24 protein-coding genes are annotated in these 25441 nt (G+C 62.1%); 20 read left to right on the forward strand and 4 right to left on the reverse strand.

Translation table 11 applies throughout. The features are described 5' to 3' along the window. The first annotated feature begins 33 nt into the window (after positions 1-33). On the forward strand, positions 34-555 hold the full coding sequence (locus HP546_RS31085) for a hypothetical protein (RefSeq protein WP_218584459.1): 522 nt from the start codon (positions 34-36) through the stop codon (positions 553-555). A 64-nt stretch (positions 556-619) separates the two neighbouring features. Here HP546_RS31085 and HP546_RS07250 read toward each other — a convergent pair whose 3' ends face one another. Both HP546_RS07250 and HP546_RS07255 read right to left on the reverse strand, forming a co-directional pair. Further along, on the reverse strand, positions 620-1840 hold the full coding sequence (locus HP546_RS07250) for a CaiB/BaiF CoA-transferase family protein (RefSeq protein WP_172221780.1): 1221 nt from the start codon (positions 1838-1840) through the stop codon (positions 620-622). A 14-nt stretch (positions 1841-1854) separates the two neighbouring features. After that, entirely contained in the window at positions 1855-3036 is a 1182-nt protein-coding gene (locus tag HP546_RS07255) for an acyl-CoA dehydrogenase (RefSeq protein ID WP_172221783.1), read from the reverse strand. A gap of 161 nt (positions 3037-3197) precedes the next feature. Here HP546_RS07255 and HP546_RS07260 point away from each other — a divergent pair, with 161 nt between their 5' ends. The 10 genes from HP546_RS07260 (at position 3198) to HP546_RS07305 (ending at position 13040) form a co-directional block, all read left to right on the forward strand. Next, positions 3198-4097 (forward strand): LysR family transcriptional regulator, encoded by a 900-nt coding sequence (locus tag HP546_RS07260; protein WP_172221786.1) that lies wholly within the window; start codon positions 3198-3200, stop codon positions 4095-4097. Positions 4098-4530: 433 nt separating this feature from the next. Further along, positions 4531-5652 carry a Re/Si-specific NAD(P)(+) transhydrogenase subunit alpha gene (locus HP546_RS07265; RefSeq protein WP_172221789.1) on the forward strand — a complete coding sequence of 374 codons (1122 nt, stop codon included), beginning with the start codon at positions 4531-4533 and terminating at the stop codon, positions 5650-5652. Positions 5653-5663: 11 nt separating this feature from the next. Beyond that, positions 5664-5978 (forward strand): NAD(P) transhydrogenase subunit alpha, encoded by a 315-nt coding sequence (locus HP546_RS07270; RefSeq protein WP_003256966.1) that lies wholly within the window; start codon positions 5664-5666, stop codon positions 5976-5978. A gap of 2 nt (positions 5979-5980) precedes the next feature. Beyond that, entirely contained in the window at positions 5981-7432 is a 1452-nt protein-coding gene (locus HP546_RS07275) for an NAD(P)(+) transhydrogenase (Re/Si-specific) subunit beta (protein ID WP_172221792.1), read from the forward strand. Between the two features lie 183 nt (positions 7433-7615). Further along, a complete protein-coding gene (locus HP546_RS07280; protein WP_172221795.1) occupies positions 7616-9109 on the forward strand; it encodes an acetyl-CoA hydrolase/transferase family protein in 1494 nt (497 codons plus the stop codon). Positions 9110-9516: 407 nt separating this feature from the next. Continuing rightward, positions 9517-9732, forward strand: a complete 216-nt coding sequence (locus HP546_RS07285; protein WP_172221798.1) for a DUF1127 domain-containing protein — start codon at positions 9517-9519, stop codon at positions 9730-9732. Positions 9733-10034: 302 nt separating this feature from the next. Further along, complete coding sequence (locus HP546_RS07290; protein WP_172221801.1) at positions 10035-10352, forward strand: DUF2388 domain-containing protein; 318 nt, start codon at positions 10035-10037, stop codon at positions 10350-10352. Between the two features lie 85 nt (positions 10353-10437). Continuing rightward, complete coding sequence (locus tag HP546_RS07295) at positions 10438-10731, forward strand: DUF2388 domain-containing protein (RefSeq protein WP_172221804.1); 294 nt, start codon at positions 10438-10440, stop codon at positions 10729-10731. Between the two features lie 36 nt (positions 10732-10767). After that, entirely contained in the window at positions 10768-11088 is a 321-nt protein-coding gene (locus tag HP546_RS07300) for a DUF2388 domain-containing protein (protein ID WP_012316830.1), read from the forward strand. Then, positions 11085-13040 (forward strand): DUF4105 domain-containing protein, encoded by a 1956-nt coding sequence (locus HP546_RS07305; protein WP_172221807.1) that lies wholly within the window; start codon positions 11085-11087, stop codon positions 13038-13040. The genes HP546_RS07300 and HP546_RS07305 overlap by 4 nt, the downstream gene beginning before the upstream one ends. Positions 13041-13064: 24 nt before the next feature. Here HP546_RS07305 and HP546_RS07310 read toward each other — a convergent pair whose 3' ends face one another. Then, complete coding sequence (locus tag HP546_RS07310; RefSeq protein WP_172221810.1) at positions 13065-13466, reverse strand: GFA family protein; 402 nt, start codon at positions 13464-13466, stop codon at positions 13065-13067. A 267-nt stretch (positions 13467-13733) separates the two neighbouring features. Between HP546_RS07310 and HP546_RS07315 the strand changes: the two genes are divergently transcribed. The 9 genes from HP546_RS07315 (at position 13734) to HP546_RS07355 (ending at position 23929) form a co-directional block, all read left to right on the forward strand. Then, a complete protein-coding gene (locus HP546_RS07315; RefSeq protein ID WP_172221813.1) occupies positions 13734-15041 on the forward strand; it encodes a CitMHS family transporter in 1308 nt (435 codons plus the stop codon). Between the two features lie 70 nt (positions 15042-15111). Next, positions 15112-15882 carry a TerC family protein gene (locus HP546_RS07320; protein WP_172221816.1) on the forward strand — a complete coding sequence of 257 codons (771 nt, stop codon included), beginning with the start codon at positions 15112-15114 and terminating at the stop codon, positions 15880-15882. A gap of 195 nt (positions 15883-16077) precedes the next feature. After that, positions 16078-17736: a Na/Pi cotransporter family protein gene (locus HP546_RS07325; RefSeq protein ID WP_172221819.1), complete on the forward strand. Its 1659-nt coding sequence runs from the start codon at positions 16078-16080 to the stop codon at positions 17734-17736. 29 nt (positions 17737-17765) lie between these two features. Continuing rightward, positions 17766-19172 (forward strand): pitrilysin family protein, encoded by a 1407-nt coding sequence (locus tag HP546_RS07330; RefSeq protein WP_172221822.1) that lies wholly within the window; start codon positions 17766-17768, stop codon positions 19170-19172. A 125-nt stretch (positions 19173-19297) separates the two neighbouring features. After that, entirely contained in the window at positions 19298-20320 is a 1023-nt protein-coding gene (locus HP546_RS07335) for a DUF5924 family protein (RefSeq protein ID WP_172221825.1), read from the forward strand. Between the two features lie 113 nt (positions 20321-20433). Next, the gene (locus HP546_RS07340) at positions 20434-21567 is read left to right on the forward strand and encodes an ABC transporter permease (RefSeq protein WP_172221828.1); all 1134 of its coding nucleotides are present in this window, start codon (positions 20434-20436) and stop codon (positions 21565-21567) included. Further along, on the forward strand, positions 21564-22355 hold the full coding sequence (locus tag HP546_RS07345) for an ABC transporter ATP-binding protein (RefSeq protein ID WP_172221831.1): 792 nt from the start codon (positions 21564-21566) through the stop codon (positions 22353-22355). The genes HP546_RS07340 and HP546_RS07345 overlap by 4 nt, the downstream gene beginning before the upstream one ends. Before the next feature lie 3 nt (positions 22356-22358). Next, positions 22359-23297 carry an MlaD family protein gene (locus HP546_RS07350; protein WP_172221834.1) on the forward strand — a complete coding sequence of 313 codons (939 nt, stop codon included), beginning with the start codon at positions 22359-22361 and terminating at the stop codon, positions 23295-23297. After that, positions 23294-23929 carry an ABC-type transport auxiliary lipoprotein family protein gene (locus tag HP546_RS07355; protein WP_172221836.1) on the forward strand — a complete coding sequence of 212 codons (636 nt, stop codon included), beginning with the start codon at positions 23294-23296 and terminating at the stop codon, positions 23927-23929. The genes HP546_RS07350 and HP546_RS07355 overlap by 4 nt, the downstream gene beginning before the upstream one ends. Here the strand turns inward: HP546_RS07355 and HP546_RS07360 are convergent. Further along, entirely contained in the window at positions 23911-25140 is a 1230-nt protein-coding gene (locus HP546_RS07360; protein WP_172221839.1) for a nucleoside recognition domain-containing protein, read from the reverse strand. The genes HP546_RS07355 and HP546_RS07360 overlap by 19 nt on opposite strands. Positions 25141-25441 lie beyond the last annotated feature (301 nt).

The following is a 25441-nucleotide window of genomic DNA, read 5'->3' on the forward strand; positions in this document are numbered from 1 at the left end:
TGTTAGGCCTGCCGCCAGCGTTCAATCTGAGCCATGATCAAACTCTTCAGTTCAATACTGCTTGGGTTTTTAAGAAACCCTAAACTTGGCTCAGCAATCTCAAATGACTATGTGATTTCTCGCATGGCCACTTGTGATGCTGATAATCTTTCTGACTATCAGTCCGTACTCACAAGCACCCACACGAATTGCTTGATTCAATTTGTTAAAGAGCGTTTGGTTAAGAGCTTTTCGTCTCAACCGAGGCGCGCATTCTACGCTTTCCTCAGAGCCTGTCAAGCGTTTATTTTGAAGTTTTTCCGAGAAACTCGTTTAGCTTCAAACACTTGGCTCGCTGCGATCTCTCGTAGCGGGAGGCGAATAATACAGCGTTTAAATCCGCTGTCAACTGCCTTTATCACCGCTGCCGATCTTTCGATCGAAGCCCTTACAGCATCTTCTGAACTACCTAACTCGTTGAATTTCAAGGAGTTTGTCGTTCCGTTGTCGCTGGAAGTGGGGCGCATTATAAGGGGATTCGAGAGGGCGTCAACCTTTAATTTCAAGAAAGGCTGATATCGCTGAGAAGCAAGCGGGGAGGCCTGACGGCCTCCCCGCTTTTCATTGGAACCCAACCCTTCTAGAGCACACCGGCGTCGCGCAAACGTTGCACCTGAGCAGCATCCAACCCCAGCACCTCCCCAAGCACCACCTCGGTATGCTCCCCCAACAGCGGCGGAGCCCTTCTATATTCAACCGGCGTCTCCGACAACCGTATCGGGCTGGCGACCTGCGGCACGCTGCCCGCCAACGCATGCGGCATCTTCACTGCCAGCCCACGCGCCAGCACCTGAGGATCCTGGAACATCTGCGCCAGATCATTGATAGGACCGCAGGGTACGCCCGCTGCCTCCAGCTGGCTGACCCACTCGGCCGTGGTCTTGAATACCGTGGCCTGACGGATCAACGGAATCAGCTCGCCACGATTGGCCACGCGCTGCTTATTGGTAAGAAAGCGTGGATCGTCCGCCCATTGCGGCTGCCCTGCCACCTCGGCGAACTTGCGGAACTGGCCGTCATTACCCACGGTAAGGATGAAGTCGCCATCCGCCGTCGGGAAGTCCTGATAGGGCACAATATTAGGGTGCGCATTACCCAGGCGGCGAGGCGGGTTGCCCGTAGTCAGGTAGTTCATTGCCTGATTCGCCAGGCAAGCCACCTGCACATCGAGCAGTGCCATATCTACATGCTGACCCACCCCAGCCTTGTCTCGGTGGGCGAGCGCGGCAAGCATGGCCACAGTGGAGTACAACCCGGTAAGAATGTCGGTAAGGGCGACACCCACCTTGACCGGGCCTGCGCCGTCCTCGCCTTCCGGGCGGCCCGTCAGGCTCATCAGCCCCCCAAGCCCCTGGATCATGAAGTCATAGCCCGCGCGCCTGGCATAGGGCCCGGTCTGGCCGAAGCCGGTAATGGAACAATAGATAAGCTGCGGGTTGAGCGCCTTCAGGCTCGCATAGTCCAGGCCGTAGGCAGCCAACCCGCCAACCTTGAAGTTCTCGATGACGATATCGCACTTGGCCGCCAGCTCACGCACCAGGCGTTGCCCTTCGGGCTGCGTGAAGTCGATGGTTACCGAGCGCTTGTTGCGATTGGCCGAAAGGTAATACGCCGCCTCGCTGGTGTTCTCACCCTCGGCGTCCTTGAGGAAGGGCGGCCCCCATGAGCGGGTATCATCGCCACTGCCAGGGCGTTCCACCTTTATCACGTCGGCACCAAGGTCAGCGAGGATCTGGCCAGCCCATGGGCCGGCCAACACGCGCGAAAGGTCCAGTACCCGCAGATGTGATAGCGCGCCCATGGGCTGGCTCCTTGTTAATAGAAGGCCTGGATACCGGTCTGCGCACGCCCCAGGATCAGTGCATGCACGTCGTGAGTACCTTCATAGGTGTTGACCACCTCAAGGTTGACCAGGTGACGGGCCACACCAAACTCGTCGGAGATGCCGTTGCCGCCCAGCATGTCACGTGCCATGCGCGCGATATCCAGGGCCTTGCCGCAGGAATTCCGCTTCATGATAGAGGTGATTTCCACCGCAGCCGTACCTTCATCTTTCATGCGCCCCAGGCGCAGGCACCCCTGCAAGGCCAGCGTGATTTCAGTCTGCATGTCCGCCAGCTTCTTCTGGATCAACTGATTCGCAGCCAAAGGTCGACCGAACTGCTGGCGGTCCAGGGTGTACTGCCGTGCGGTGTGCCAGCAGGCCTCGGCGGCGCCCAGCGCGCCCCAGGAGATGCCATAGCGGGCCGAGTTCAGGCAGGTGAACGGGCCTTTCAGCCCACGCACGTCGGGGAAGATGTTTTCTTCCGGCACGAATACGTTGTCCATGACGACTTCGCCAGTGATAGAGGCACGCAGGCCGACCTTGCCATGGATCGCCGGGGCGCTGAGGCCTTCCCAGCCTTTCTCCAGAACAAAGCCGCGAATATCACCCGCATCATCCTTGGCCCAGACCACGAATACATCGGCGATCGGGCTATTGGTGATCCACATCTTGCTGCCGGTGAGGCGATAGCCGCCGTCGACCTTCCTGGCACGGGTGATCATCGACCCAGGATCGGAGCCATGATTGGGCTCGGTGAGGCCGAAGCAACCGATCCACTCACCGCTGGCCAGCTTGGGCAGGTATTTCTGTTTTTGCGCTTCGGTGCCGAATTCGTTGATAGGCACCATTACCAGGGACGACTGCACGCTCATCATCGACCGGTAGCCCGAGTCGATACGCTCGACCTCTCGAGCGATCAGGCCGTAGCACACGTAATTCAGGCCACTGCCACCGTACTGTTCGGGAATGGTTGCCCCCAGCAAGCCGATTTCACCCATCTCGCGGAAGATCGCCGGGTCGGTCTGCTCGTGACGGAAGGCCTCGAGCACACGCGGGGCCAGCTTGTCCTGGGCGAACTGATAAGCGCTGTCACGCACCATGCGCTCTTCTTCAGTGAGCTGCTGATCGAGCAGCAGCGGGTCGATCCAGTTGAAGCTTGCTTTACCGGCCATGAGCGAAATCCTCGAAATAGGGGGCAGTTTCTTGTGCCTTTGAGCCTAGGCCTGATTGGCCGGCGGGACAAACGAGGATTGCGCACCTATTAGTGATAATTTGTCACTTCGTAAATCGGCAAAACGCCATATTGACTGCCTTACGAGTGAGGTTGACGTACATGCGCCGCAAGATCCCCAGTACCGCCGCCCTGGTTTGCTTCGAAGCAGCGGCGCGCAACGAGAGCTTTACCAAGGCCGCCCAGGAACTCGCCCTGACCCAGGGCGCTGTCTGTCGGCAGATAGGCGGCCTGGAGGCGTTCCTTAATGTCGAACTGTTCCGGCGCTCGCGACGGGGCGTGAAGCTGACCGAAGCAGGCCTGTCCTACAGCCGCCAGATAGCCGCGCAACTGGACGCCGTGGAGCGCGACACACTCTCTGTAATGCGCCAACAGGGCGCCAATGTGATCGAACTGGCGGTAGTGCCCACCTTTGGCACCCAGTGGCTACTACCGCGCCTGAAAGACTTCCAGCAATGCCACCCCGAGGTCACGGTCAACCTCACCAACCGCACACGCCCGTTTCTGTTCGCCGACACTACCTTCGATGCCGCCATCTACTTTGGCGATGCCGACTGGTCGGGCACCCAGTCGCACCGGCTGATGGGGGAGAACCCGGTGCCGGTGTGCAGCCCGGCACTACTGGGCGAGGAGGGCATGCTGGAGGCGCGGCGCATCGGGCAACTGCCACTGCTGCAGCAGAGCACCCGCCCGTACGCCTGGCGGCAGTGGTTCGGCAGCCTGGGCATGAATATGGAACGCGACATGACAGGCCCGCGCTATGAACTATTCTCGATGCTCGCCCAGGCGGCCATGCACGACATGGGTATCGCCCTGATTCCGCCGTTCCTGATTCAGCGCGAGTTGGAGGAAGGTAGGTTGGTGGTCGCTAACAGACACGCCCTGAGTAGCGACAAGGCCTACTATCTGATGATTCCGGAGCGCAAGGTCGAGTCTGGCTCGCTGCGTGCCTTTCGCGACTGGCTGCTGCACCAGGCCCAGGCCTATATAGGCAAAGCATGAACCTGCGATAACTTGACTCGGTAGTCAATTATTTTAAACACCTACAGATGTATGTATTTGTCGCATTATCGCAAACTGTTACGCAGGCATAAAAATACCCTTTAACCCTGCTTATTACGCGGCTTTGCGGGCTATTTTGCGACATTCACCCAGTCGTAAGCGAAGTGCCCTGAAATATTTTGATTTTTTCTTCTACCCTGCCAATAGCCCATGTTTGAGAGGCTGCAGCTGTAGTGCTGCGACATGCGGTCACAGGGTGACTTGTAGTTTTGAGTTCGTTTCGCTCCATAACCGGTTGAAGACCCCCGGGTTCGTCTGCAAAATGCTTCGCCCGCCCGGGATACGGCGGGTTGGCGCTCCACAGCCGCCCCAGCTCACCATCCGCAGTGTGCTGGCTTTTACAAAGACAAAGGTCACCGCAGGAGAAATAGTCGTGCACATTGGTGTTCCTCTCGAGACGCAGACCGGTGAGACAAGGGTCGCAGCGACCCCGGAAACCATCAAGAAACTGATTGGCCAGGGCCATCAGGTCACCGTCCAACGGGGGGCAGGGCTAAACGCCAGCATTCCGGACAGTGCCTATGAGGCCGTGGGCGCTTCCCTGGGGAGTGCGGCCGATGCCTACGGCGCCCAATTGGTACTCAAGGTGGTCGCGCCCAACGACCAGGAGCTGGCCCTGATCAACAGCGGCAGCCTGCTGGCGGGCATGCTCAACCCCTTCAACAGCGAGCTGATCGGCAAGATGGCCGAACGCGGTATTACCGCCTTTGCCCTTGAAGCCGCGCCACGCACCTCACGGGCACAAAGCCTGGACGTGCTGTCGTCGCAAGCCAACATCGCCGGTTACAAGGCAGTGTTGCTGGCTGCCCATCACTACCCGCGCTTCATGCCCATGCTGATGACGGCGGCCGGCACCGTAAAGGCCGCACGGGTACTGATCCTTGGGGCGGGCGTTGCCGGTCTGCAGGCCATCGCCACGGCGAAGCGGCTGGGGGCAGTGATCGAAGCGTCTGATGTGCGCCCGGCAGTGAAGGAGCAGATCGAATCGCTGGGCGCCAAATTCCTCGACGTGCCCTACGAGACCGACGAGGAGCGCGAATGCGCCGAAGGCGTCGGCGGATATGCGCGACCAATGCCGGCAAGCTGGATGCAACGCCAGGCCCAGGCCGTGCATGAGCGTGCCAAGCAGGCGGATATCGTCATCACCACGGCGTTGATTCCCGGGCGCAAGGCGCCGACCCTGCTCAGTGCCGAAACCGTTGCGCAGATGAAGCCAGGTTCGGTGGTCATCGACCTCGCCGCAGCCCAGGGCGGCAACTGCCCGCTCACCGTCGCCGACCAAGTGGTGCAACAGAACGGGGTGACCATCGTCGGCCCGACCAACCTGCCGGCCCAGGTGGGTGCCGATGCGTCGGCGCTGTACGCACGCAACCTGCTGGACTTCACGAAGCTGCTGTTCGACAAGGACGGCGCACTGGTCATCAACCTCGAAGACGACATCGTCGCGGCCTGCCTGATGTGCCGCGATGGTCAAGTCGTCCGCAAGAACGGCTAAGGAGCACGACAATGGAAGACATGCTGATTTCCCATGGCATCTACAACCTGATCATCTTCGTGCTGGCCATTTATGTGGGTTACCACGTGGTCTGGAACGTCACCCCGGCGCTGCACACCCCATTGATGGCCGTGACCAACGCCATTTCGGCGATCGTCATCGTTGGCGCCATGTTGGCCGCCGCGCTGACCGTGACCCCGGCAGGCAAGCTGATGGGTACCCTTGCCGTAGCACTGGCCGCAGTCAACGTGTTCGGTGGCTTCCTGGTCACCCGCCGCATGCTTGAGATGTTCAAGAAGAAAACCAAGAACGAGGCGCAGAAGTAAGCATGAGCATGAATCTGGTAACGCTCCTCTACCTCGTCGCCTCGATCTGCTTCATTCAGGCGCTCAAGGGCCTGTCGCACCCGACCACGTCGCGGCGCGGCAACCTGTACGGCATGATCGGCATGGGGATCGCCATCCTCACGACGGTGGGCCTCATCTATAAGCTCGCGGCGCTCTCTGTTGGCAACGGCGGGGCTACCACCGGCATCGGCTACGTGCTGGTCGGCCTGCTGATCGGCGGCACCGCCGGCTCGATCATGGCCAAGCGCGTCGAGATGACCAAGATGCCCGAGCTGGTCGCCTTCATGCACAGCATGATCGGCCTGGCTGCGGTTTTCATCGCCATCGCCGCCGTGCTCGAACCGCAATCTATGGGTATCGTTGCCGCCATCAGCGACCCGATCCCCACCGGCAACCGCCTGGAGCTGTTCCTCGGTGCAGCCATCGGTGCAGTCACCTTCTCCGGTTCGGTGATCGCCTTCGGCAAGCTGTCGGGCAAGTACAAGTTCCGCCTGTTCCAGGGCGCACCGGTACAGTTCGCCGGCCAGCACAAGCTGAACCTGATCCTCGGCCTGACCACCATTGCGCTGGGGCTGCTGTTCACCTTCACCGGCCATTACAGCGCCTTCACCCTGATGCTGGTCCTGGCCTTCATCATGGGCGTGCTGATCATCATCCCTATTGGCGGTGCAGACATGCCGGTAGTGGTGTCGATGCTCAACAGCTATTCGGGCTGGGCAGCAGCAGGTATCGGCTTCTCGCTTAACAACTCGATGCTGATCATTGCCGGCTCGCTGGTCGGCTCGTCCGGTGCGATCCTTTCGTACATCATGTGCAAGGCGATGAACCGTTCGTTCTTCAACGTCATCCTCGGCGGTTTCGGCGGTGATACCGATGCCGGCGCGGCGCAAGGTTCGAAAGAGCAGCGCCCGGTGAAGTCCGGCTCGGCCGACGATGCCACCTTCCTGCTGAGCAATGCCGACAGCGTGATCATTGTCCCTGGCTACGGCCTGGCGGTTGCCCGTGCCCAGCACGCGCTGAAGGAATTGACCGAGAAGCTGACCCACAACGGTGTGACCGTGAAATACGCGATCCACCCCGTGGCGGGGCGGATGCCCGGGCACATGAACGTGCTGCTCGCCGAAGCCGAGGTGCCTTACGACCAGGTGTTCGAGATGGAAGACATCAACGCCGAATTCGGCCAGGCCGACGTGGTTCTGGTGCTCGGTGCCAACGACGTGGTCAACCCGGCGGCGAAGAACGACCCCAAGTCGCCGATTGCCGGCATGCCTATCCTCGAAGCGTTCAAGGCCAAGACCATCATCGTCAACAAGCGCTCCATGGCCAGCGGCTATGCCGGCCTGGACAACGAGCTGTTCTATCTGGACAAGACCATGATGGTGTTCGGCGACGCCAAGAAAGTCATCGAAGACATGGTCAAGGCGGTGGAATGACGCCCGCTGCAAACCAGTTGATATAAAGGAAGCCCCGGTCAGCATGTACCGGGGCTTTTCTTTTGTTGATCCGGATCAACGGCTCTACTCCAGTGCCTCTCATACGACCATGGTCGTGGGACGGCAATGGGCGAAGTCTCTAGACTGCGCTGCAGTAGTTTCAGTAGCCCGAGATAACAATCCATGTACCGTGATCGTATCCGCTTGTCCTCCCTGCACAGCAAGGTAATGAGTGCGGCTGATGCCGCTGGTCTGATCGAGGACGGCATGACCGTCGGCATGAGCGGTTTCACCCGCGCCGGCGAAGCCAAGGCCGTACCGCATGCCCTGGCCGAACGTGCCAAGCAGTCGCCACTGAAAATCAGCCTGATGACCGGCGCCAGCCTGGGCAACGACCTGGACAAGCAACTGACCGAGGCCGGCGTGCTGGCTCGCCGCATGCCGTTCCAGGTCGACAGCACCCTGCGCAAGGCCATCAACGATGGCAAGGTGATGTTCATCGACCAGCACCTGTCTGAAACCGTCGAACAACTGCGCAACCAGCAGCTCAAGCTGCCGGACATCGCCGTGATCGAAGCCGTGGCCATTACCGAGCAAGGGCACATCGTGCCGACCACCTCGGTGGGCAACTCGGCCAGCTTTGCGATCTTCGCCAAGCAGGTGATTGTCGAGATCAACCTCTCGCACAACACCAACCTCGAAGGCCTGCACGACATCTATATCCCGACCTACCGGCCGACCCGCACGCCAATCCCGCTGGTCAAGGTCGATGATCGCATCGGCAGCAGCGCAATCCCGATCGACCCGGCCAAGATCGTCGGCATCGTCATCAGCAACCAGCCGGACTCACCGTCCACCGTGCTGCCGCCGGATGGCGAAACCCAGGGCATCGCCGACCACCTGATCGACTTCCTCAAGAAGGAAGTCGACGCTGGCCGCATGACCAACAAGCTCGGCCCGCTGCAGGCCGGTATCGGCAGCATCGCCAACGCGGTGATGTGCGGCCTGATCGACTCGCCGTTCGAAGACCTGACCATGTACTCCGAAGTACTCCAGGATTCCACCTTCGACCTGATCGACGCCGGCAAACTCAGCTTCGCCTCGGGCAGCTCGATCACCTTGTCGACCCGCCGCAATGCTGACGTGTTCGGCAACCTGGAGCGCTACAAGGACAAGCTGGTACTGCGTCCGCAAGAAATCTCCAACCACCCGGAAGTAGTGCGTCGCCTGGGCATTATCGGCATCAACACCGCACTGGAGTTCGATATCTACGGCAACGTCAACTCCACCCACGTGTGCGGCACCAGGATGATGAACGGTATTGGTGGCTCGGGTGACTTTGCCCGTAATGCCCACCTGGCCGTGTTCGTCACCAAGTCGATTGCCAAAGGCGGGGCGATTTCCAGCGTGGTGCCGATGGTCAGCCATGTCGACCACACCGAGCACGACGTGGACATCCTGGTCACCGAGCAAGGCCTGGCCGACCTGCGAGGCCTGGCGCCGCGCGAGCGCGCACGGGCGATCATCGACAACTGTGTTCATCCTGACTACCGGGCGGCGCTGAACGACTACTTCGATCGCGCCTGCGAACGTGGCGGCCATACCCCGCATATCCTGCGTGAAGCACTGAGCTGGCACGAAAACCTGGAAGAAACCGGGCGCATGCTGGCTAGCTGATCCACCTCTGGTTGGGATAGCAGGGCAACACTGCTGTCCCGATAACGCTCTCTGCAGGAGCGGCTTTAATCGCCCACACCGGCACAGCCGGTGCCAGCCACCGCTTTGCGGAGTGTTCGCGACACGCCGCTCAACTCCTCAACATAACTGCGATCATAAACTGTCCTACTGTACTGGTATTTCTACCAGCCTTTAGCTTGCCCTATCCGCCTCCAACCTCAAAACGCACCAATAATGTGCAGACCAGTACAGTTACGCCAATTTCGAGTGCAACAGTAGGGTTACACAGTTAACTGAGCCATCGTCTTTCAACAGAACTGTATCTACTGTTATGGACAAGAGAGGAGGATCATTGGCATCAGTTAAACCACTACCTAATCCCGCCATAAGCGGAAGGATGAAGCATCATGGAACGTACCCTCAGTTCCGGTCTCGTTTTTGAAAGCAACACCCAGCAATCCAACGCCTCGATGCCGCTGCGCGCATTGTCCACCCTGCTGCTGTGGCAGCGCCGCATGGCCAGCCGCCGTCAACTGGCTCGCCTGGACGCCCGCCTGCTGGCTGATGCCGGTATCAGCGAGTCGCAGCGTTACGAAGAGCTGAGCAAGCCTTTCTGGCGTTAAGCTCCGGCTTGCCGGCTTCGGCCGGCACCGCGAATTTCAAGAACCCGCTGCAGGTGACTGCAGCGGGTTTTTTGTTTTTAAGGGCGCCGGCTAGAGCGTTCCGCTCGCAACAGGTACAGTTTCAAATTTTCGGATTACGACAGGTACAGTTGCTTTGCGCGCTGTTGATTAACATCCAGAAACACCCGCGCGTGATACGCTTCGCTTAACAGTCTGGTAGAACCGCTGTAAAAAGTACCGAGACGCGCTATCCGTGCGTCCGATAAACAGAACACCCGACCCAAGTCCAGGAGTCCACCATCATGTCCCGTAATTACCTGATTGGCGCTGCCCTGATGCTGAGCCTGGCAGGCACTGCACACGCCACCAGCTTCGTTGTCACCACCGACGCCGTCGTTGGCGCTGTAGCCGCGTCCACCGATGCTACCTCCGATGTTTCCTCTTCGTTCCGTGACGACAAGATCGTCCAGGCCGCCCGTGACGACGCTGCCAGCTTCGTTGGCAGCCAAGGGGACATCCGCGGTGCCAAGCTGGAAAGCGCTTTCCTGCACATCCGCTCGCAAATGCCGGCCCTGCAGGCCACTGACGCGCAACTGGCCCAGGCCATCCTGGCGATCTGATCCCGGCTGAGCCATACGGCTGTGCTGGTCACCAGCACAGCCTCGCCCACCCTTGCCCCCACGTTTTCCAGTTGTTGTGGAGCCCATGCGTTATCTGTTGCCGCTGCTGTTCTCCGTCGCTGGCATGGCCAGCGCCCATGCCATGGATACCACCACGCAAAGCCTGGTCATCACCGGCTACGTCACCAGCCAGGTGACCACCGCACCGTTCGACCGCAAGCTGGTCCGCCAGGCCCGCGACGACGCCGCTGCCTTTGTCGCCAGCGACGGCCAGATCCGCGGTGCACGGCTGGAAGCAGCGCTGGAATCATTACGCCACAATTGCTCACGACACACCGTCGGTGATCTGGAACTGGCGCAGGCAATTCTCGTCCAATAGCAACAACTGACTCCCTGTATTTTTCGGAGATGCTCCATGCGTAAACCGCTGATTGCCGCTACCCTCGGCATGCTGCTGCTGGCCGACCTGGCTCAGGCACAGACCCTGGTGGCCACCAGCAACATCATCGTGCGTGCCTTTGGCCGTTCGATCGACTTCACCTCTGACACCACCACCTCGATTCGCGACTCCAAGGTAGTACGCGAAGCCCACGACGACGCTGCCAGCTTCGTCGCCAGCAATGGCGACATCCGCGGCGCCCAGCTCGAAGCGGCCTTCAACACCTTGCGCGAGCGCGTGCCAGAAGCGCGAGGCGCCAGCGACCAAGTGCTGGCCGAAGCCATTCTGGCCCTGTGAACGGCGTGCGCGCCTGGCTGCTCGGCTGCGCCCTGACGCTGCTCGGCACGCCCGCCTTGGCCGACCTGCAGCTTGAGCTGCAGGCATCTGGCCTCGACCCGCAGCAAACCCAAGCCACCCAGGCCCTCCTCGACGAGGCCCTGGGCAAGTTGCCGCCACGCTTCAAGCAACAGCTGGACCGCCGCGTGCTGGTCAGCTGGAGCGACAAGATGCCAGCAGACGCCTATGGCCAGGCCTCGCTGGTTTCCACCCTTGAACTCAATCGCAGCCTGCTGCCCGGCCTTGCCGATGGCAGCGCCGCCAGTCAACGCACCGATCGCCCCCATGGCACAGTGCGTGAAGAGCTGTTGGCCACCGTGCTGCACGAGCTGACCCATATCTACGACCGCGCCCGGCTGTGGCCCAGCGCCGAAAATTCGCTGATCGCCCGCTGCAAGCGCCAGCAAGGCACGCTGGGCAAGATCGGCCTGCGCGAGGAGTGCCGTGGCCAGGCCGAGCGGCGTTTCACCCTCAGCGACGACCCGCGCCTGCTCGACCTGGCCGGCTGGCAACAGTACGTGGGCCGGCGCGGCGAGCGCGAACAACACAATGGCCAGTTCGTGCGCAGCCCCGATAGCTACGAGCTGAGCAGCCCCAAGGAATACATCGCGGTCAACATGGAGTATTTCCTTCTCGACCCGAGCTACGGCTGCCGCCGCCCGGCGCTAAACCAGTACCTACGCGAGCACTTCGGCTGGGCTCCGCAACAGGACACCTGCGCCAAGGGCCTGCCCTTCATCAATGCCGGCAGCGACTTCGCCCGCCAGCCGCTGGGTGAAATCGACCCCGAGCGGGTCTACGAAGTGGACTATTTGCTGGCCGAAGCCAACCAGAACCTGGTCAGCCGTTGGGGCCACAGCATGCTGCGCCTGGTGATCTGCAAGCCTGGCCGGCCTCGCGGGCCGGACTGCCGCCTGGACCTCGAACAGAGCCTGGTGCTGTCGTACCGCGCCTTTGTCAACGATGTGCAGCTGTCCAGCTGGGACGGCCTGATCGGTGTCTACCCGTCGCGGCTGTTCGTGCTGCCGCTGGGCCAGGTGATCGACGAATACACCAAGACCGAGCTGCGCAGCCTGGCCTCGGTGCCTTTGAAGCTGAACCGTGAAGAAGTTGAGAACCTGGTGCGCCAGGCCGCCGAGATGCACTGGAGCTACGACGGCAACTACTGGTTCCTGTCCAACAACTGCGCGGTCGAGTCGTTGAAGCTGCTGCGCAGCGGCACCGCCAACTCACGCCTGAACGACCTCGACAGCATCATGCCCAATGGCTTGCTGGCGGTGCTCAAGGGCAGGGGGCTGGCCGATACCAGCGTGCTCGACGACCCGCGAGAGGCCCTGCGCCTGGGCTACCGCTTCGACTCCTACCGAGATCGCTACCAGGCCATGTTCGAGGTGCTGAAGAAGCAGTTGCCGATCAAGCAAGCGCTGGTGGAAGACTGGCTGGCCCAGGACGCCGAACAACGCCGCCCCTGGTTCGCCCAGGCCGACCTGCGCACCAGCGCGGCCTTGCTGCTGCTCGAGCAGGCCAGCTTGCGCCGGCAACTGCTGCTGGCCCAGGACGAGGTGAAACAGCGCTACCTGAATGCCGCCGCGCTGAAAGATGGCAGCATCAACAAAGCCGACGCGACGCTCAAGCAGATGCTTGCCAACAGCGGCTTCCTCAGCCGCCCGGCAGAATTGCTCGATGCCAAGGGCTATGGTTTGCCGCAGCCAGAGGAGCGCAAGCACCTGGAGAAGGTGAGCAGCGAGCGCCAGGCGCAGCTGTTGCGCTTGAGCACCAGCCTGGACAAGGAGGTGAGGGCGCTGCTGGAGCCTTCGCGCGCCAAGGAAATTGCCGCGGTCGAAGCCAATGTGAAGCAGATCGGCGAGCATTTACGGGCGCTGCATAAAGCCGCGGGTGGCCTGCAGTTGTAAGTATGGCTGTACCGGCACAATCCCTTACTGGATTTCGCCGTCCTCTTCTGGCAGATCCTCATCCAGATGCAACCACGGCAACCGGCTGCTTACCCAGATATGCCGGTTGGCCCGTACCCGCTCCGGGTGGTCCAGCGTCGCCACCGTCACATCGACCGTCTCCGGGCTGTGCGTGGTCACCAACGCCACATGCGCCCCGCAATGCCCACAGAAGTACCGGCTGCAACTGGCCGGCGCCACATAGCACCCCGGTTCACCTTGCAGCCACTGGAAACCTGAGCGGGGCAGGGTGAGCCAGGTCACCACCAGCCCGCCGCTCACCCGCCGGCAGATCGAGCAATGGCAATGGGCAATATCGGTCAGCTCACCCACCAACCGGTACCGCAATGCGCCGCAATGGCAGCCACCTTCGGTTACATCGTGCATCACCTACCTCTCGTCGCCTTTGCATCAGCGAAAGCTGGCTGAAAGCTTGTGCTCATAGGATAGCCCCCACTACCGGCACAAGACCGGTCAGCCAGGGCACCCGGTAAACACCGCGCCCGGCCCAATCAACAACAACAATGGTGATTCTGATGTATTCCTGTGCCCGCCTTTTCGCAGTCCCCCTTCGCATGCTCCCTGCACAGCGCCCCACGCGCTGATCCGCCCGAATCGACTTACCTTTCGCCGCGCCACGCCTGGAGTATTGCCATGCTGACCTTCCTCGGCTTTGCCATGGTCATCACCTTCATGTACCTGATCATGACCAAGCGCCTGTCGGCCTTGATCGCGCTGATCCTGGTACCGATCCTGTTCGCCCTGTTCGGCGGCTTTTCCGCCAAGATCGGCCCGATGATGCTCGAAGGCATCAGCAAGCTTGCGCCGACCGGCGTGATGCTGATGTTCGCCATCCTCTACTTTGCCCTGATGATCGACTCCGGCCTGTTCGACCCGGCCGTGCGCAAGATCCTCAAGCTGGTCAAGGGCGACCCGCTGAAAGTCTCTGTCGGTACCGCCGTGCTGGCCCTGGTGGTCTCGCTGGACGGTGACGGCGCCACCACCTACATGATCTGCTGCGCCGCCATGCTGCCGATGTACAGCCGCCTGGGCATGAGCCCGCGGATCATGGCCGGCCTGATCATTCTCGCCGGCGGGGTGATGAACATGACCCCCTGGGGTGGCCCCACAGCCCGCGCCGCCAGCGCCCTGCATGTCGACCCGTCGGACATTTTCGTGCCGATGATCCCGGCTATGCTGTTTGGCGTGCTGGCGATCCTGGCCATTGCCTACCTGTACGGCAAGCGTGAGCGGGCCCGCCTGGGCGAACTGCACCTGCCTACCGACGACATCGACCACAGCAAAATCAGCGTATCGCAGTACCCGGAAGCACGCCGGCCCAAGCTGCTGTACTTCAACGGTGCCCTGACTGCGGCGCTGATGGTGGCGCTGATTGCCGGTGTGCTGCCGCTGCCAGTGCTGTTCATGATCGCCTTCAGCATCGCCATGATCGTCAACTACCCGTGCCTGCAGCAGCAAAAGGACCGCATCGCCGCCCACGCCGGCAGCGTGCTGGCCGTGACCGGGCTGATCTTCGCCGCCGGTATCTTCACCGGTATCCTGTCGGGCACCGGCATGGTCGACGCCATGTCCAAGAGCCTGCTGGCAGTCATCCCCGAGGCACTGGGCCCGTACCTGGCGGTGATCACCGCGATCGTGAGCATGCCGTTCACCTTCTTCATGTCCAACGACGCCTTCTACTACGGCGTATTGCCGGTACTGGCCGAGGCCGCCAGCCACTACGGCATCACCCCGGTGGAAATGGCCCGTGCGTCGATCGTCGGGCAGCCGGTACACCTGCTCAGCCCCTTGGTACCCTCCACCTACTTGCTGGTGGCACTGGCCGGCATCGAGTTCGGTGACCATCAGCGCTTCACCTTGAAGTGGGCAGTGCTGGTGTGCCTGTGCATAATGCTCGCCGCATTGCTGATGGGCATTTTTCCGCTGTTCAGTAGTCTTTAATAAACGCGTATTACCTACCGCGACGCGCCCTGGTTAGGGCGCGTTGCCATTACCGCTTGAAGGAAAACACATGGAATGGCTGACCAGCCCGGAAATCTGGGTTGCCTTTTTTACCCTTACCGCGCTTGAGATCGTGCTCGGCATCGACAACATCATCATGATCTCGATCCTGGTCAGCCGCATGCCCAAGCACATGCAGCCTCGCACCCGGATCTTCGGCCTGGCCCTGGCCATGGTCACCCGCATCATGCTGTTGCTGTCGATCACCTGGGTCATGCGGCTTACCGCCGACCTGTTCGTGGTGTTCGGCGAGGGCATCTCCGGACGTGACCTGATCCTGTTCTTCGGTGGCCTGTTCCTGTTGTGGAAAAGCTCGCAGGAGATCTACCACGGCCTGGAGGGCGAGGACGAAAACGCCGACACGCCCAAAGGCGCAGGTGGCAAGTTCTTCTACACCATCATCCAGATCGCCATCATCGATATCGTGTTCTCGCTGGACTCGGTGATCACGGCGGTGGGCATGGTTTCCCACGTACCAGTGATGATCGCAGCCATCGTCGTGGCTGTGCTGGTGATGATGCTGTGCGCCGGTGCCATCAGCAACTTCATCGACAAACACCCGTCGCTGAAGATGCTCGCGCTTTCGTTCCTGATCGTGGTGGGTACCGTACTGATCGCCGAGGCTTTCGACGTGCATGTGCCGAAAGGCTACGTCTACTTCGCCATGGCCTTCTCGCTGGCGGTAGAGGCCATCAACATCCGCATGCGCACTGCGCTGGCCCGCAAGGACGGCAAGGAGCAAGACCCGGTGAAACTGCGCAAAGACATCCCGGGTCAGTAAGATCACGGAGCGCAGCATCTTGAGGGCCCTTCGGGGCCCTTTTCATTTTTGCCGTGTTTCAAATGGAAGACCTTCGTGCGAAGCTGGCGACAGCTGTGCAAAACAACTAAAGCTTTGAGTGAGCACTGAAAATTCTTCAACCGCTCACGCTTCTTCTCTTGGCCCGCTGGGCCTATGCAACAGGGGGCCTTCGCCATGCTGACCCTGCTCAACCTGCTTTCAGCCGTGACACTTCTGGTCTGGGGCACCCATATCGTGCGTACCGGCATCCTCCGGGTATTCGGCTCGGACCTGCGGCGCATCATCAGCCAGAACATGAACAAGCGACCGCTTGCGTTCATTGCCGGCATCCTCGTCACCGCCATGGTGCAGAGCAGTAACGCCACCGCCATGCTGGTCACCTCATTCGTCGGCCAGGGCCTGATGGCCATGACCCCGGCGCTGGCGATCATGCTCGGGGCCGATGTGGGTACCGCGCTGATGGCCCGAGTACTGACCTTCGACCTGTCCTGGCTGTCGCCGCTGCTGATCTTCCTGGGAGTCATCTTCTTTCTCTCGCGCAAGCAGACGCGCGCCGGGCAACTGGGCCGGGTAGGCATAGGGCTTGGCCTGATCATCCTGGCACTGGAGCTGATCGTGCAGGCAGCTGCGCCGATCACCCATGCCCAAGGGGTAAAAGTACTGTTCGCGTCGCTGACCGGCGACATTCTGCTCGATGCCCTGGTCGGCGCACTGTTCGCCATGGTGTCCTATTCCAGCCTCGCCGCCGTGCTGCTCACCGCGACGCTGGCCGGCGCCGAAGTGATCAGCCTGCCGGTAGCCATCGGCCTGGTGGTCGGCGCCAACATCGGCAGCGGTCTGCTGGCCTTCATCAGCACCAGCATGCAGAACGCCGCCGGGCGGCGAGTCGCCCTGGGCAGCCTGCTGTACAAGCTGATCGGCCTGCTACTGATAATCCCGGTACTGCATCCGCTGGTCGAATGGATGGACTCGCTGAGTTTCAGCCCGCAGGAACTGGTCATCGGCTTCCACCTGCTCTACAACACGCTGCGCTGCGTGATCATGCTGCCCACGGTCAAGCCCATGGGCCGGCTGTGCAACAGCCTGTTGCCGGAGCGGGAAGCCAGCAATGGCCAGGTGCGCCCGCGCCACCTCGACACCTCGGCGCTGGAAACGCCCAGCCTGGCACTGGCCAACGCCGCGCGCGAAACCCTGCGCCTGGGCGATATCGTCGACAACCTGCTCGAAGCCATGCTCGGCGCTTTGCGCGGCACCCAGACCGCGTTGCCGCAGCAGGTCCGCGCCCTGGGCGAGGATGCCGAAGCCCTCTACAGCGCGATCAAGCTGTACCTGGCGCAGATGTCGCGCGAAGACCTCAGCGAACAGGACAACCGCCGCTGGGCCGAAATCATCGAACTGGCAATCAACCTCAAGCTGGCCTGCGACCTGATCGAACGGATGCTGCGCAAGGTCCAGCAGCAGAAAACCAGTCAGCGCCGCGACTTTTCCCAGGTGGGGCTGGAAGAGCTGACCGGCCTGCAGGAACAATTGCTGGCCAACTTGCGCCTGGGCCTGTCGGTGTTCCTCAGTGCCGATCCGGAAAGCGCCCGTTTGCTGCTGCGCGAAAAACGCCGTTTCCGCGCCCAGGAACGGCGGCTTGCCCACGCCCATGTCAGCCGCCTGCAACGCAAGGTGGTGCAAAGCATCGAGACCAGTTCGCTACACTTGGAGCTGATCGCCGACATGAAGCGGTTGAACTCTTTGTTCTGTAGCAGTGCCTATGTGGTACTGGGCGGCTCGGACACGGGCGGGCTGATGCTCGACAGCGTGCCGGACGAAGCCCGATTGCCGTGATTTCTCCACCCGAGGACCTAAGCTCGCCCATGCGTTGCCTGATGTTCGTTTGCCTGCTGATCTGCAGCCTGCCCTCACTGGCCCTCGACCGCTCGCGGGTTGAGGGTTACTTGTTGCCCAACGGCCTGCAGGTCATCCTGAAAGACGGTTACGAGCGTGACCATGTGGCGATTCGCCTGGTGGTCGGGGTTGGCCTGGATGACTTTGACTGCGCGCAGAAAGAGCTGCCGCACCTGCTTGAGCACCTGCTGTTCAGCGGCATCGACGAAACCGGCGAAGGAGGCCTGGAAGAACGCCTGCAAGCACTGGGTGGCGAGTGGAATGCCTTTACCAGCAGCGCCGATACCACCTTCGTCATCGAGGCCCCGGCGCGTAATCAGCGCAAGGTACTGGACCTGCTGCTGGCGGTGATTCGCGACACCCGCATCGATGCCAAGGCCCTGGCCACCGCCAAGCGCATTATCGAGCGTGAGGATGGCGGCCATTATGGCCACCTGCAGCGCTGGCTCGACCGCCAGGACATCGGCCACCCCGCCAGCGACCAACTGGCCACCGAGCTGGGCCTGAAGTGCCCGGAACGCTCCGATGTCGACGACATGACCCTGGAGCAGGTACAAGCCTTGCGCGAGCACTGGTACGCGGCCAACAACATGACCCTGATCCTGGTCGGTGGCCTCGATCGCCTGCTGCCGGCCTACCTCGAACGGACCTTTGGCGAGCTGCCGGCAACCGAGCCGGAAGAACGTCGCAACCTGGAAAGCATCACCCATCAGGCCGAGCAACGCCGCGACCTAAGCCGCGGCTGGCTGGGCGACAGCGTGAAGCTGCACTGGCTGTTCATCGAGCCGGTGCTGGACAACGACCACCAGGCCACCCTCGACCTGCTCTCGCGCTACCTTGACTGGGCGCTGTATGACCAGCTGCGCCTGCGCAACGGGCTGTCCTATGGCCCGTCGGTGCAACGCGAAAGCTTCGGCGACACCGGCCTGCTCAGCCTCAATGCCGACCTGGAACGTGACGATGTCGACAAGGCGGTCCAAGTCATGCAGGCGCTGTTCGACCACCTGCGCAAGGACGGCCTCGACCCGGACACCTTTGCCCGCATCAAGTACGCCAGCGCAGCCAAGGAAAGCTGGAGCACCCAGGGCAATAGCGCGCTGGCCGACTACTACTGGGGCGCGCTGAACGACTACACGGACGGGCGTTTTGCCAACCCGGTGCGCAAACTGCGCCAGGTCAGCCTGGAGCAGGCCAATGCGGCGTTGAAAGAGCTGCTCAAGGAACAGGGCTATGTGCGCATCGAGAAGCCGCTGTTGGGTTATGACGAGCTCTATGGGCTGGTCGCCTTGCTGGTCGGGCTGATTCTGGCTGCGGGCCTGTTGCGTTGGCGCCGCCAGGGCCCTCAACGGCCCAGTGGTGCTACACGGAAGCGGTGAATCGGCGGTATCCTTTTGCCAGTACCGGCCTCTTCGTGGGGTAACTCGCTCCTGCGCCACCTGCAGGGGCGGGTTTACCCGCGAAGGGGCCGGCACAGCCACCTCCTTCTTTGTTGTAGCCCCCAATGCCCCAGATCCCCCGCATCGTCCAGCGCATCATCGAACTGCTCAAACGCTACCCCGGCATCATCGCGCTCGGCGGTTTTCTCTCCGGCGTCGGCAGCTTCATCCTGGTTGACCGCCAAGCCGGCCTGGCCAGCTGGGTGGCCGTGCTCATGCTGGTCAGCTGGGTCTGGCTGATGCTGGAAAACACCCTCACCGGCCTGTTCGCTCGTACCTTCAACCGCGAAATCCCACAGCCACTGTTGCGCTATGCGACGCAGATGATCCACCAGGAAACGCTGTTTTTCGTGCTGCCGTTCTTCTTCATCACCACCACCTGGAACAGCAGCCAACTGGTGTTCACCGGGCTGCTGGGTGCCGCCGGGCTGGTTTCGATCATCGACCCGCTGTACTACAAGTGGCTGGCACCGCGGCGCTGGCTGTTCCTGGCATTGCACACCCTGACCCTGTTCGCCGCACTGCTGACCGCGCTGCCGATCATCCTGCACCTGACCACCGCGCAGAGCTTCAAGCTGGCCTTGATCACGGCGATGGCCTTGTCGTTCCCCAGCCTGGCGAGCAGCTTTCCGGTCAACAGCTGGCGCCGCGGCGTGGCTCTGGTGCTGGTGACCTTGTCGGTCGGCGCCGGCGGCTGGCTGCTGCGTTCCTGGGTGCCACCAGCAACTTTATGGATGACCGAGGTGGCAGTGAGCACCGAAGTACTCAACCGCCAGCCTGGCGATTCGCTGGACGAAATCGCTGCCAGCCGCATCCGCAGCAGCGGGCTGTATGCCTACACCGCAATCAACGCGCCACGCGGCCTGAACGAGCGCATCTACCACGTGTGGCAGAAAGACGGTAAGGAAGTCGACCGCATTGCCCTGGACATCCATGGCGGGCGCAAGGAAGGCTACCGGGCCTGGACCCACAAGCAGAACTTCCCGCCCAACCCGGCGGGCAAGTGGCAGGTGAGGGTGCTGACCGAGGACGGGCAGGTGATTGGCGTGTTGCGCTTCAAGGTGGTCGACGACAACCCGACACAATGATTGAAAGGGGCGGCTTTGCGGCCCCAGCCCCTTCTAGACAGCACATAATCACCAAACAGCCCATGCCCGCTGCGCTATGATCAGCCCCTAAGCCTTAGCGCCGAGTCAATCGCATGGAGCCAATGACCACCCCCAGCGCCACCCTGGATACCAGCAGCCAGCCGGCTTGCCTGCGCATTACCGGTGACTGGACCCTGGCGCATTACGCCAGCCTCAAGCGCGAAAGCGAGCGCCTGCGCGCGCAATCCAGTACCGATACTGTTGCCGACCTCAGCCAGCTAGGCCGCCTGGACACCGCCGGCGCCTCGTTGCTGGCCGAACTGCTCGGCTCCGAGCGCCTGTCGCGCTGCACGGACGAGCTGCCCGAAGCCAGCCGCGCGTTGCTCAAGAACGTCTATTGCTCGGTCCAGGACTACTGTATTCCGGTCAAGGAGCCAGAGCGCAACGTGCTGCTGCTACTGCTGGAGCGCATCGGCCGCGCCGTCGGCACGCTGTGGCAAGACACCATGCAGTTGCTCGGCTTTATCGGTGTGATCCTCGAGACCGTGCTGCGCCGTGCCTTGCAACCCCATCGCTGGCGCTTGACCCCGGTCGTGGCGCACATCGAACAGACCGGCCTGGACGCCGCACCCATCGTCGCCCTGCTGACTTTTCTGGTCGGCGCAGTGGTGGCCTTCCTGGGTGCCACGGTACTGGCCGACTTTGGCGCAACCGTGTTCACCGTCGACCTGGTGGCATTCTCGTTCCTGCGCGAATTCGCCGTACTGCTCACCGCCATCCTGATGGCCGGGCGCACCGCCAGCGCCTTCACCGCGCAGATCGGCTCGATGAAGGCCAATGAAGAAATCGACGCCATCCGCACCCTGGGCCTGAACCCCATGGAGCTGCTGGTAGTGCCACGGGTGCTGGCCCTGCTTATTTCGCTGCCCTTGCTAACCTTCCTGGCGATGATCTGCGGCATCGTCGGCGGCGCGGTGGTGTGTGCCCTGTCGCTGGGCATTTCACCGGCCATGTTCCTGTCGTTGCTGCAAAGCGACATCGGTGTGCAGCACTTCCTGGTCGGCCTGGCCAAGGCGCCGTTCTTCGCTTTCCTGATCGCCGCCATCGGCTGCCTGGAAGGCTTCAAGGTCAGCGGCAGCGCCGAATCGGTAGGCGCGCACACCACCTCAGCGGTAGTGCAGTCGATTTTCGTGGTCATCGTGCTGGATGCGGTGGCCGCCTTGTTCTTCATGGAGATGGGCTGGTGAGTGGCAAGGAAACCGTGATCGAGGCCCGCGGCATCTGCAACCGTTTCGGTCGTCAGGTTGTGCATGAAAACCTGGACCTGGACCTGTATCGCGGCGAGATCCTGGCCGTGGTCGGCGGCTCAGGCAGTGGCAAATCGGTACTGCTGCGCAGCATCATCGGCCTGCGCCGGCCCAATGAGGGGCAGATCAAGGTATTCGGCCAGGACCTTGTCGGCCTCGGTGAACAGCAGCGCTCGCTGGTTGAACGGCGCTTTGGCGTATTGTTCCAGAAGGGCGCGCTGTTCTCTTCGCTGACGGTGACCGAGAACGTGGCCTTGCCACTGATCGAGCATGCAGGGCTGTCCCGCGCCGATGCCGAACACCTGGCCGGGGTGAAGCTGGCCTTGGCCGGGCTGCCGATCTCGGCCGCCGACAAGTACCCGTCCTCGCTGTCAGGGGGCATGATCAAGCGCGCGGCGCTGGCCAGGGCCCTGGCACTGGACCCCGATATCCTGTTCCTCGACGAGCCCACCGCCGGCCTGGACCCGATCGGCGCCGCTGCATTCGACCAGTTGATCCTGACCTTGCGCGACGCCCTGGGCCTGTCAGTGTTCCTCATCACCCACGACCTCGACACCCTGTACACCATCACCGACCGCATCGCGGTGCTGTCGCAGAAAAAGGTCCTGGTGGCCGGCCCGCTGGCCGAGGTCGAACAGACCAACGACGCCTGGATTCAAGAATACTTTCACGGCCCCCGCGGGCGCGCAGCCGAACAGGCTGCCACCCGTGCCGGGCAGGAGCGCTGAGCAATGGAAACCCGAGCCCATCACGTTCTTATCGGCCTGGTCACCGTTCTGGTAGTGGCTGGCGCCATGCTGTTCGGCCTGTGGCTGGCCAAGTCCAGCGTCGACGACGCTTTCAAGGATTACGAAGTGGTATTCAACGAGGCGGTGTCCGGCCTGTCGCGCGGCAGCCCGGTGCAGTACAACGGCATCAAGGTCGGTGACGTGTCCACCTTGCGCCTGGATCCGAAAGACCCACGCCGGGTACTGGCACGGGTGCGCCTGAGCGGCGACACCCCGGTAAAGGAAGATACCCAGGCCAAGCTCACCCTGGCCGGTGTTACCGGGAACTCGTTCATCCAGCTCAGCGGCGGCACCCCGCAAAGCCCGGAACTGAAAGGCAAGGATGGCAAGCTGCCGGTGATCATTGCATCACCCTCGCCAATCTCGCGCCTGCTCAATGACAGCAGCGACCTGGTGACCAATATCAACCTGCTGCTGCACAACGCCAACCAGATGTTCTCCGAGGACAACATCGGCCACCTCAGCAACACGCTGGCCAACCTCGACAAGACCACCGGCGCCTTCGCCGGCCAGCACGGCAGCATCGGCGAGGCCATCGAACAGCTGGTGCAGGTGGGCAAGCAGGCCAGCGCCACCCTGGCAGAAACACAAACGCTGATGCGCAATGCCAACGGCCTGCTGGGCACCCAGGGCAAACAGGCCATCGGCAGCGCCGAGCAGGCCATGCAGTCGCTGGCTGAAAGCACCGCCACCATCAACAGCCTGCTCAAGAACAACAGCGAGGCTATCGGCGACGGTGCCCAGGGCCTCAACCAGCTGACCCCAGCCATTCGCGAACTGCGCGAAACCCTCAACGCGCTCAAGGGTATTTCCCGGCAACTGGAGGCCGACCCCAGCGGCTACCTGCTCGGCCGCGACAACAACAAGGAGTTCCAGCCATGAAACCGTCGCTGCGCCTGCTGGCCCTGGCGGCCGCCCTGAGCCTGGCCAGTGCCTGCTCTATCCTGCCGCAGGCCGAACCTGTCGACCTCTACCGCCTGCCGGTGAACCAGGCCAGCCGCACCGTGGCGCCGCTGGACTGGTCGTTGCGCCTGAACAAACCACTGGCCAGCGAAGCGCTGGCCGGTCCGCGGATTGCCGTGATTCCGCAGGGCGATGTGATCAGCAGCTACAAGGGCGCCCGCTGGAGCGACGCGGTGCCGGTACTGCTGCGCAACCGCCTGCTCGACGGTTTCCAGCGGGACGGCCAGGTACAGCGGCTGAGCGCCGACGACAGCAACCTGCAGGCCGACTACGAGCTGGCGGGTGAGCTGCAGGCGTTCCAGAGTGAATACCGCCCGGACGGAACGGTGGAGGTGGTGATCCGCTACGACGCGCGCCTGGTGCAGGGCCGCACCCAGCGTATCCTCGCCAGCAAGCGCTTCGAAGTGCGCCAGCCGCTGGCCGACAGGCAAGTTTCAGCGGTGGTCGCCGGGTTCGGCTCGGCCAGCGACCAGTTGGTGGGGCAAGTGGTGGGATGGACCGTCACCCAGACCAATCAGGTGCCACGGCAGGCTCAGGCAAAGAACCAGTAGCAGACGAAGATCGCCGCGATCACCCCGGACAGCTCGGCCAGCAGTGCGCAACCAACCGCGTGGCGCACGCGCTGGATACCGACCGCGCCAAAGTACACCGCCAGCACATAGAAGGTGGTCTCGGTACTGCCTTGCACCGTCGCCGCTACCAGGGCCGGAAAACTGTCCACGCCCTGTGTCTGCATGGTCTCGATCAGCATCGCGCGCGCCGCGCTGCCGGAAAACGGCTTCACCAGCGCGGTGGGCAGGCCCTCGACGAAGCGGGTATCCAGGCCCATCCAGCCGACGGCATGGCGGATGCCGTCCAGGGCCAGCTCCAGGGCGCCTGAAGCGCGCAGCACACCGACCGCCACCAGCATCGCCACCAGGTAGGGCAACAGGTTTTTGGCCACGTCGAAGCCTTCCTTGGCGCCTTCGACAAAGGCTTCATACACCTTCACCCGCTTCAAGGCGCCAATCACCAGGAACAACATGATCACGCCAAACAGCGTGAGGTTGCCCAGGATCGACGACAGGCTGGCCAGCGCAGCGGCCGACAATGTGCCGAGAAACGCCATGAAGCCACTCAGCAGCAAGGCGCCGGGGATGAAATAGGCAAGCACCACCGGGTCCCACAGGCGCAGGCGCTGCATTACCGCGACCGACAGCAGGCCGACCAGGGTCGAGACACTGGTGGCCAGCAGAATCGGCAGGAACACCATGGTCGGGTCCGGCGCCCCTTGCTGGGCCCGGTACATGAAGATGGTCACCGGCAGCAGGGTCAGCGATGAAGCGTTGAGCACCAGGAACAGGATCTGCGCGTTGCTCGCCGTGGTGCTGCTGGGGTTCAGCTCCTGCAGCGCGCGCATGGCCTTGAGGCCAATCGGGGTGGCGGCGTTGTCCAGGCCCAGGCCGTTGGCAGCGAAGTTCATGGTGATCAGGCCCAGGGCCGGGTGGCCGGGCGGCACTTCCGGCATCAGGCGGGCGAATAACGGGCCCAGCACCTTGGCCAGCCATTCGACGATGCCGGCCTTTTCGGCAATCTTCAGAAAGCCCAGCCACAGGGTCAGCGTGCCGAACAGCAACACCATCACCTCGACCGACAGCTTGGCCATGGCGAAGATGCTTTCGACCATTGAGGCGAAGATACCGGCATTGCCACCAATCACCCATTGGGCCAGGGCAGACACCGCCGCCACCAGGAAAAAGCCGAGCCAAAGGCCGTTGAGCATCCGCGTGTTCCCCCTGAAAAATGCCCGAATGATAGCGGAAGTTGCCTGCACCGGCCTCATCGCCGGCAAGTCAGCTCCCACAGGGGTATCACAAGGGCCGAGGCCAGCGGGTTACCGGTTGGAGCTGGCTTGCCGGCGATAGGGCCGGTGCAGGCCCCCGTGATCCTTACAGATATCGAGTAGGAGGCGGGCTCACACCCGCCGTCCTCTCACACCACCGTGCGTACGGTTCCGTACACGGCGGTTCAAGCTATGCGGCTAAGCCGGTTGATCGTATCCAGTATCGAGACCAGTCCGAGTC

Source organism: Pseudomonas sp. CM25, from assembly GCF_013179705.1.
Lineage (GTDB): Bacteria > Pseudomonadota > Gammaproteobacteria > Pseudomonadales > Pseudomonadaceae > Aquipseudomonas.

What these genes read in the sequence shown, in the direction of transcription:
- HP546_RS31085 (WP_218584459.1), top strand. Translation starts at nt 34, where the DNA reads ATGATCAAACTCTTCAGTTCAATACTGCTTGGGTTTTTAAGAAACCCT.
- HP546_RS07250 (WP_172221780.1), bottom strand. Translation starts at nt 1,840, where the DNA reads ATGGGCGCGCTATCACATCTGCGGGTACTGGACCTTTCGCGCGTGTTG.
- HP546_RS07255 (WP_172221783.1), bottom strand. Translation starts at nt 3,036, where the DNA reads ATGGCCGGTAAAGCAAGCTTCAACTGGATCGACCCGCTGCTGCTCGAT.
- HP546_RS07260 (WP_172221786.1), top strand. Translation starts at nt 3,198, where the DNA reads ATGCGCCGCAAGATCCCCAGTACCGCCGCCCTGGTTTGCTTCGAAGCA.
- HP546_RS07270 (WP_003256966.1), top strand. Translation starts at nt 5,664, where the DNA reads ATGGAAGACATGCTGATTTCCCATGGCATCTACAACCTGATCATCTTC.
- HP546_RS07275 (WP_172221792.1), top strand. Translation starts at nt 5,981, where the DNA reads ATGAGCATGAATCTGGTAACGCTCCTCTACCTCGTCGCCTCGATCTGC.
- HP546_RS07280 (WP_172221795.1), top strand. Translation starts at nt 7,616, where the DNA reads ATGTACCGTGATCGTATCCGCTTGTCCTCCCTGCACAGCAAGGTAATG.
- HP546_RS07285 (WP_172221798.1), top strand. Translation starts at nt 9,517, where the DNA reads ATGGAACGTACCCTCAGTTCCGGTCTCGTTTTTGAAAGCAACACCCAG.
- HP546_RS07290 (WP_172221801.1), top strand. Translation starts at nt 10,035, where the DNA reads ATGTCCCGTAATTACCTGATTGGCGCTGCCCTGATGCTGAGCCTGGCA.
- HP546_RS07295 (WP_172221804.1), top strand. Translation starts at nt 10,438, where the DNA reads ATGCGTTATCTGTTGCCGCTGCTGTTCTCCGTCGCTGGCATGGCCAGC.
- HP546_RS07300 (WP_012316830.1), top strand. Translation starts at nt 10,768, where the DNA reads ATGCGTAAACCGCTGATTGCCGCTACCCTCGGCATGCTGCTGCTGGCC.
- HP546_RS07310 (WP_172221810.1), bottom strand. Translation starts at nt 13,466, where the DNA reads ATGCACGATGTAACCGAAGGTGGCTGCCATTGCGGCGCATTGCGGTAC.
- HP546_RS07315 (WP_172221813.1), top strand. Translation starts at nt 13,734, where the DNA reads ATGCTGACCTTCCTCGGCTTTGCCATGGTCATCACCTTCATGTACCTG.
- HP546_RS07320 (WP_172221816.1), top strand. Translation starts at nt 15,112, where the DNA reads ATGGAATGGCTGACCAGCCCGGAAATCTGGGTTGCCTTTTTTACCCTT.
- HP546_RS07325 (WP_172221819.1), top strand. Translation starts at nt 16,078, where the DNA reads ATGCTGACCCTGCTCAACCTGCTTTCAGCCGTGACACTTCTGGTCTGG.
- HP546_RS07330 (WP_172221822.1), top strand. Translation starts at nt 17,766, where the DNA reads ATGCGTTGCCTGATGTTCGTTTGCCTGCTGATCTGCAGCCTGCCCTCA.
- HP546_RS07335 (WP_172221825.1), top strand. Translation starts at nt 19,298, where the DNA reads ATGCCCCAGATCCCCCGCATCGTCCAGCGCATCATCGAACTGCTCAAA.
- HP546_RS07340 (WP_172221828.1), top strand. Translation starts at nt 20,434, where the DNA reads ATGGAGCCAATGACCACCCCCAGCGCCACCCTGGATACCAGCAGCCAG.
- HP546_RS07350 (WP_172221834.1), top strand. Translation starts at nt 22,359, where the DNA reads ATGGAAACCCGAGCCCATCACGTTCTTATCGGCCTGGTCACCGTTCTG.
- HP546_RS07355 (WP_172221836.1), top strand. Translation starts at nt 23,294, where the DNA reads ATGAAACCGTCGCTGCGCCTGCTGGCCCTGGCGGCCGCCCTGAGCCTG.
- HP546_RS07360 (WP_172221839.1), bottom strand. Translation starts at nt 25,140, where the DNA reads ATGCTCAACGGCCTTTGGCTCGGCTTTTTCCTGGTGGCGGCGGTGTCT.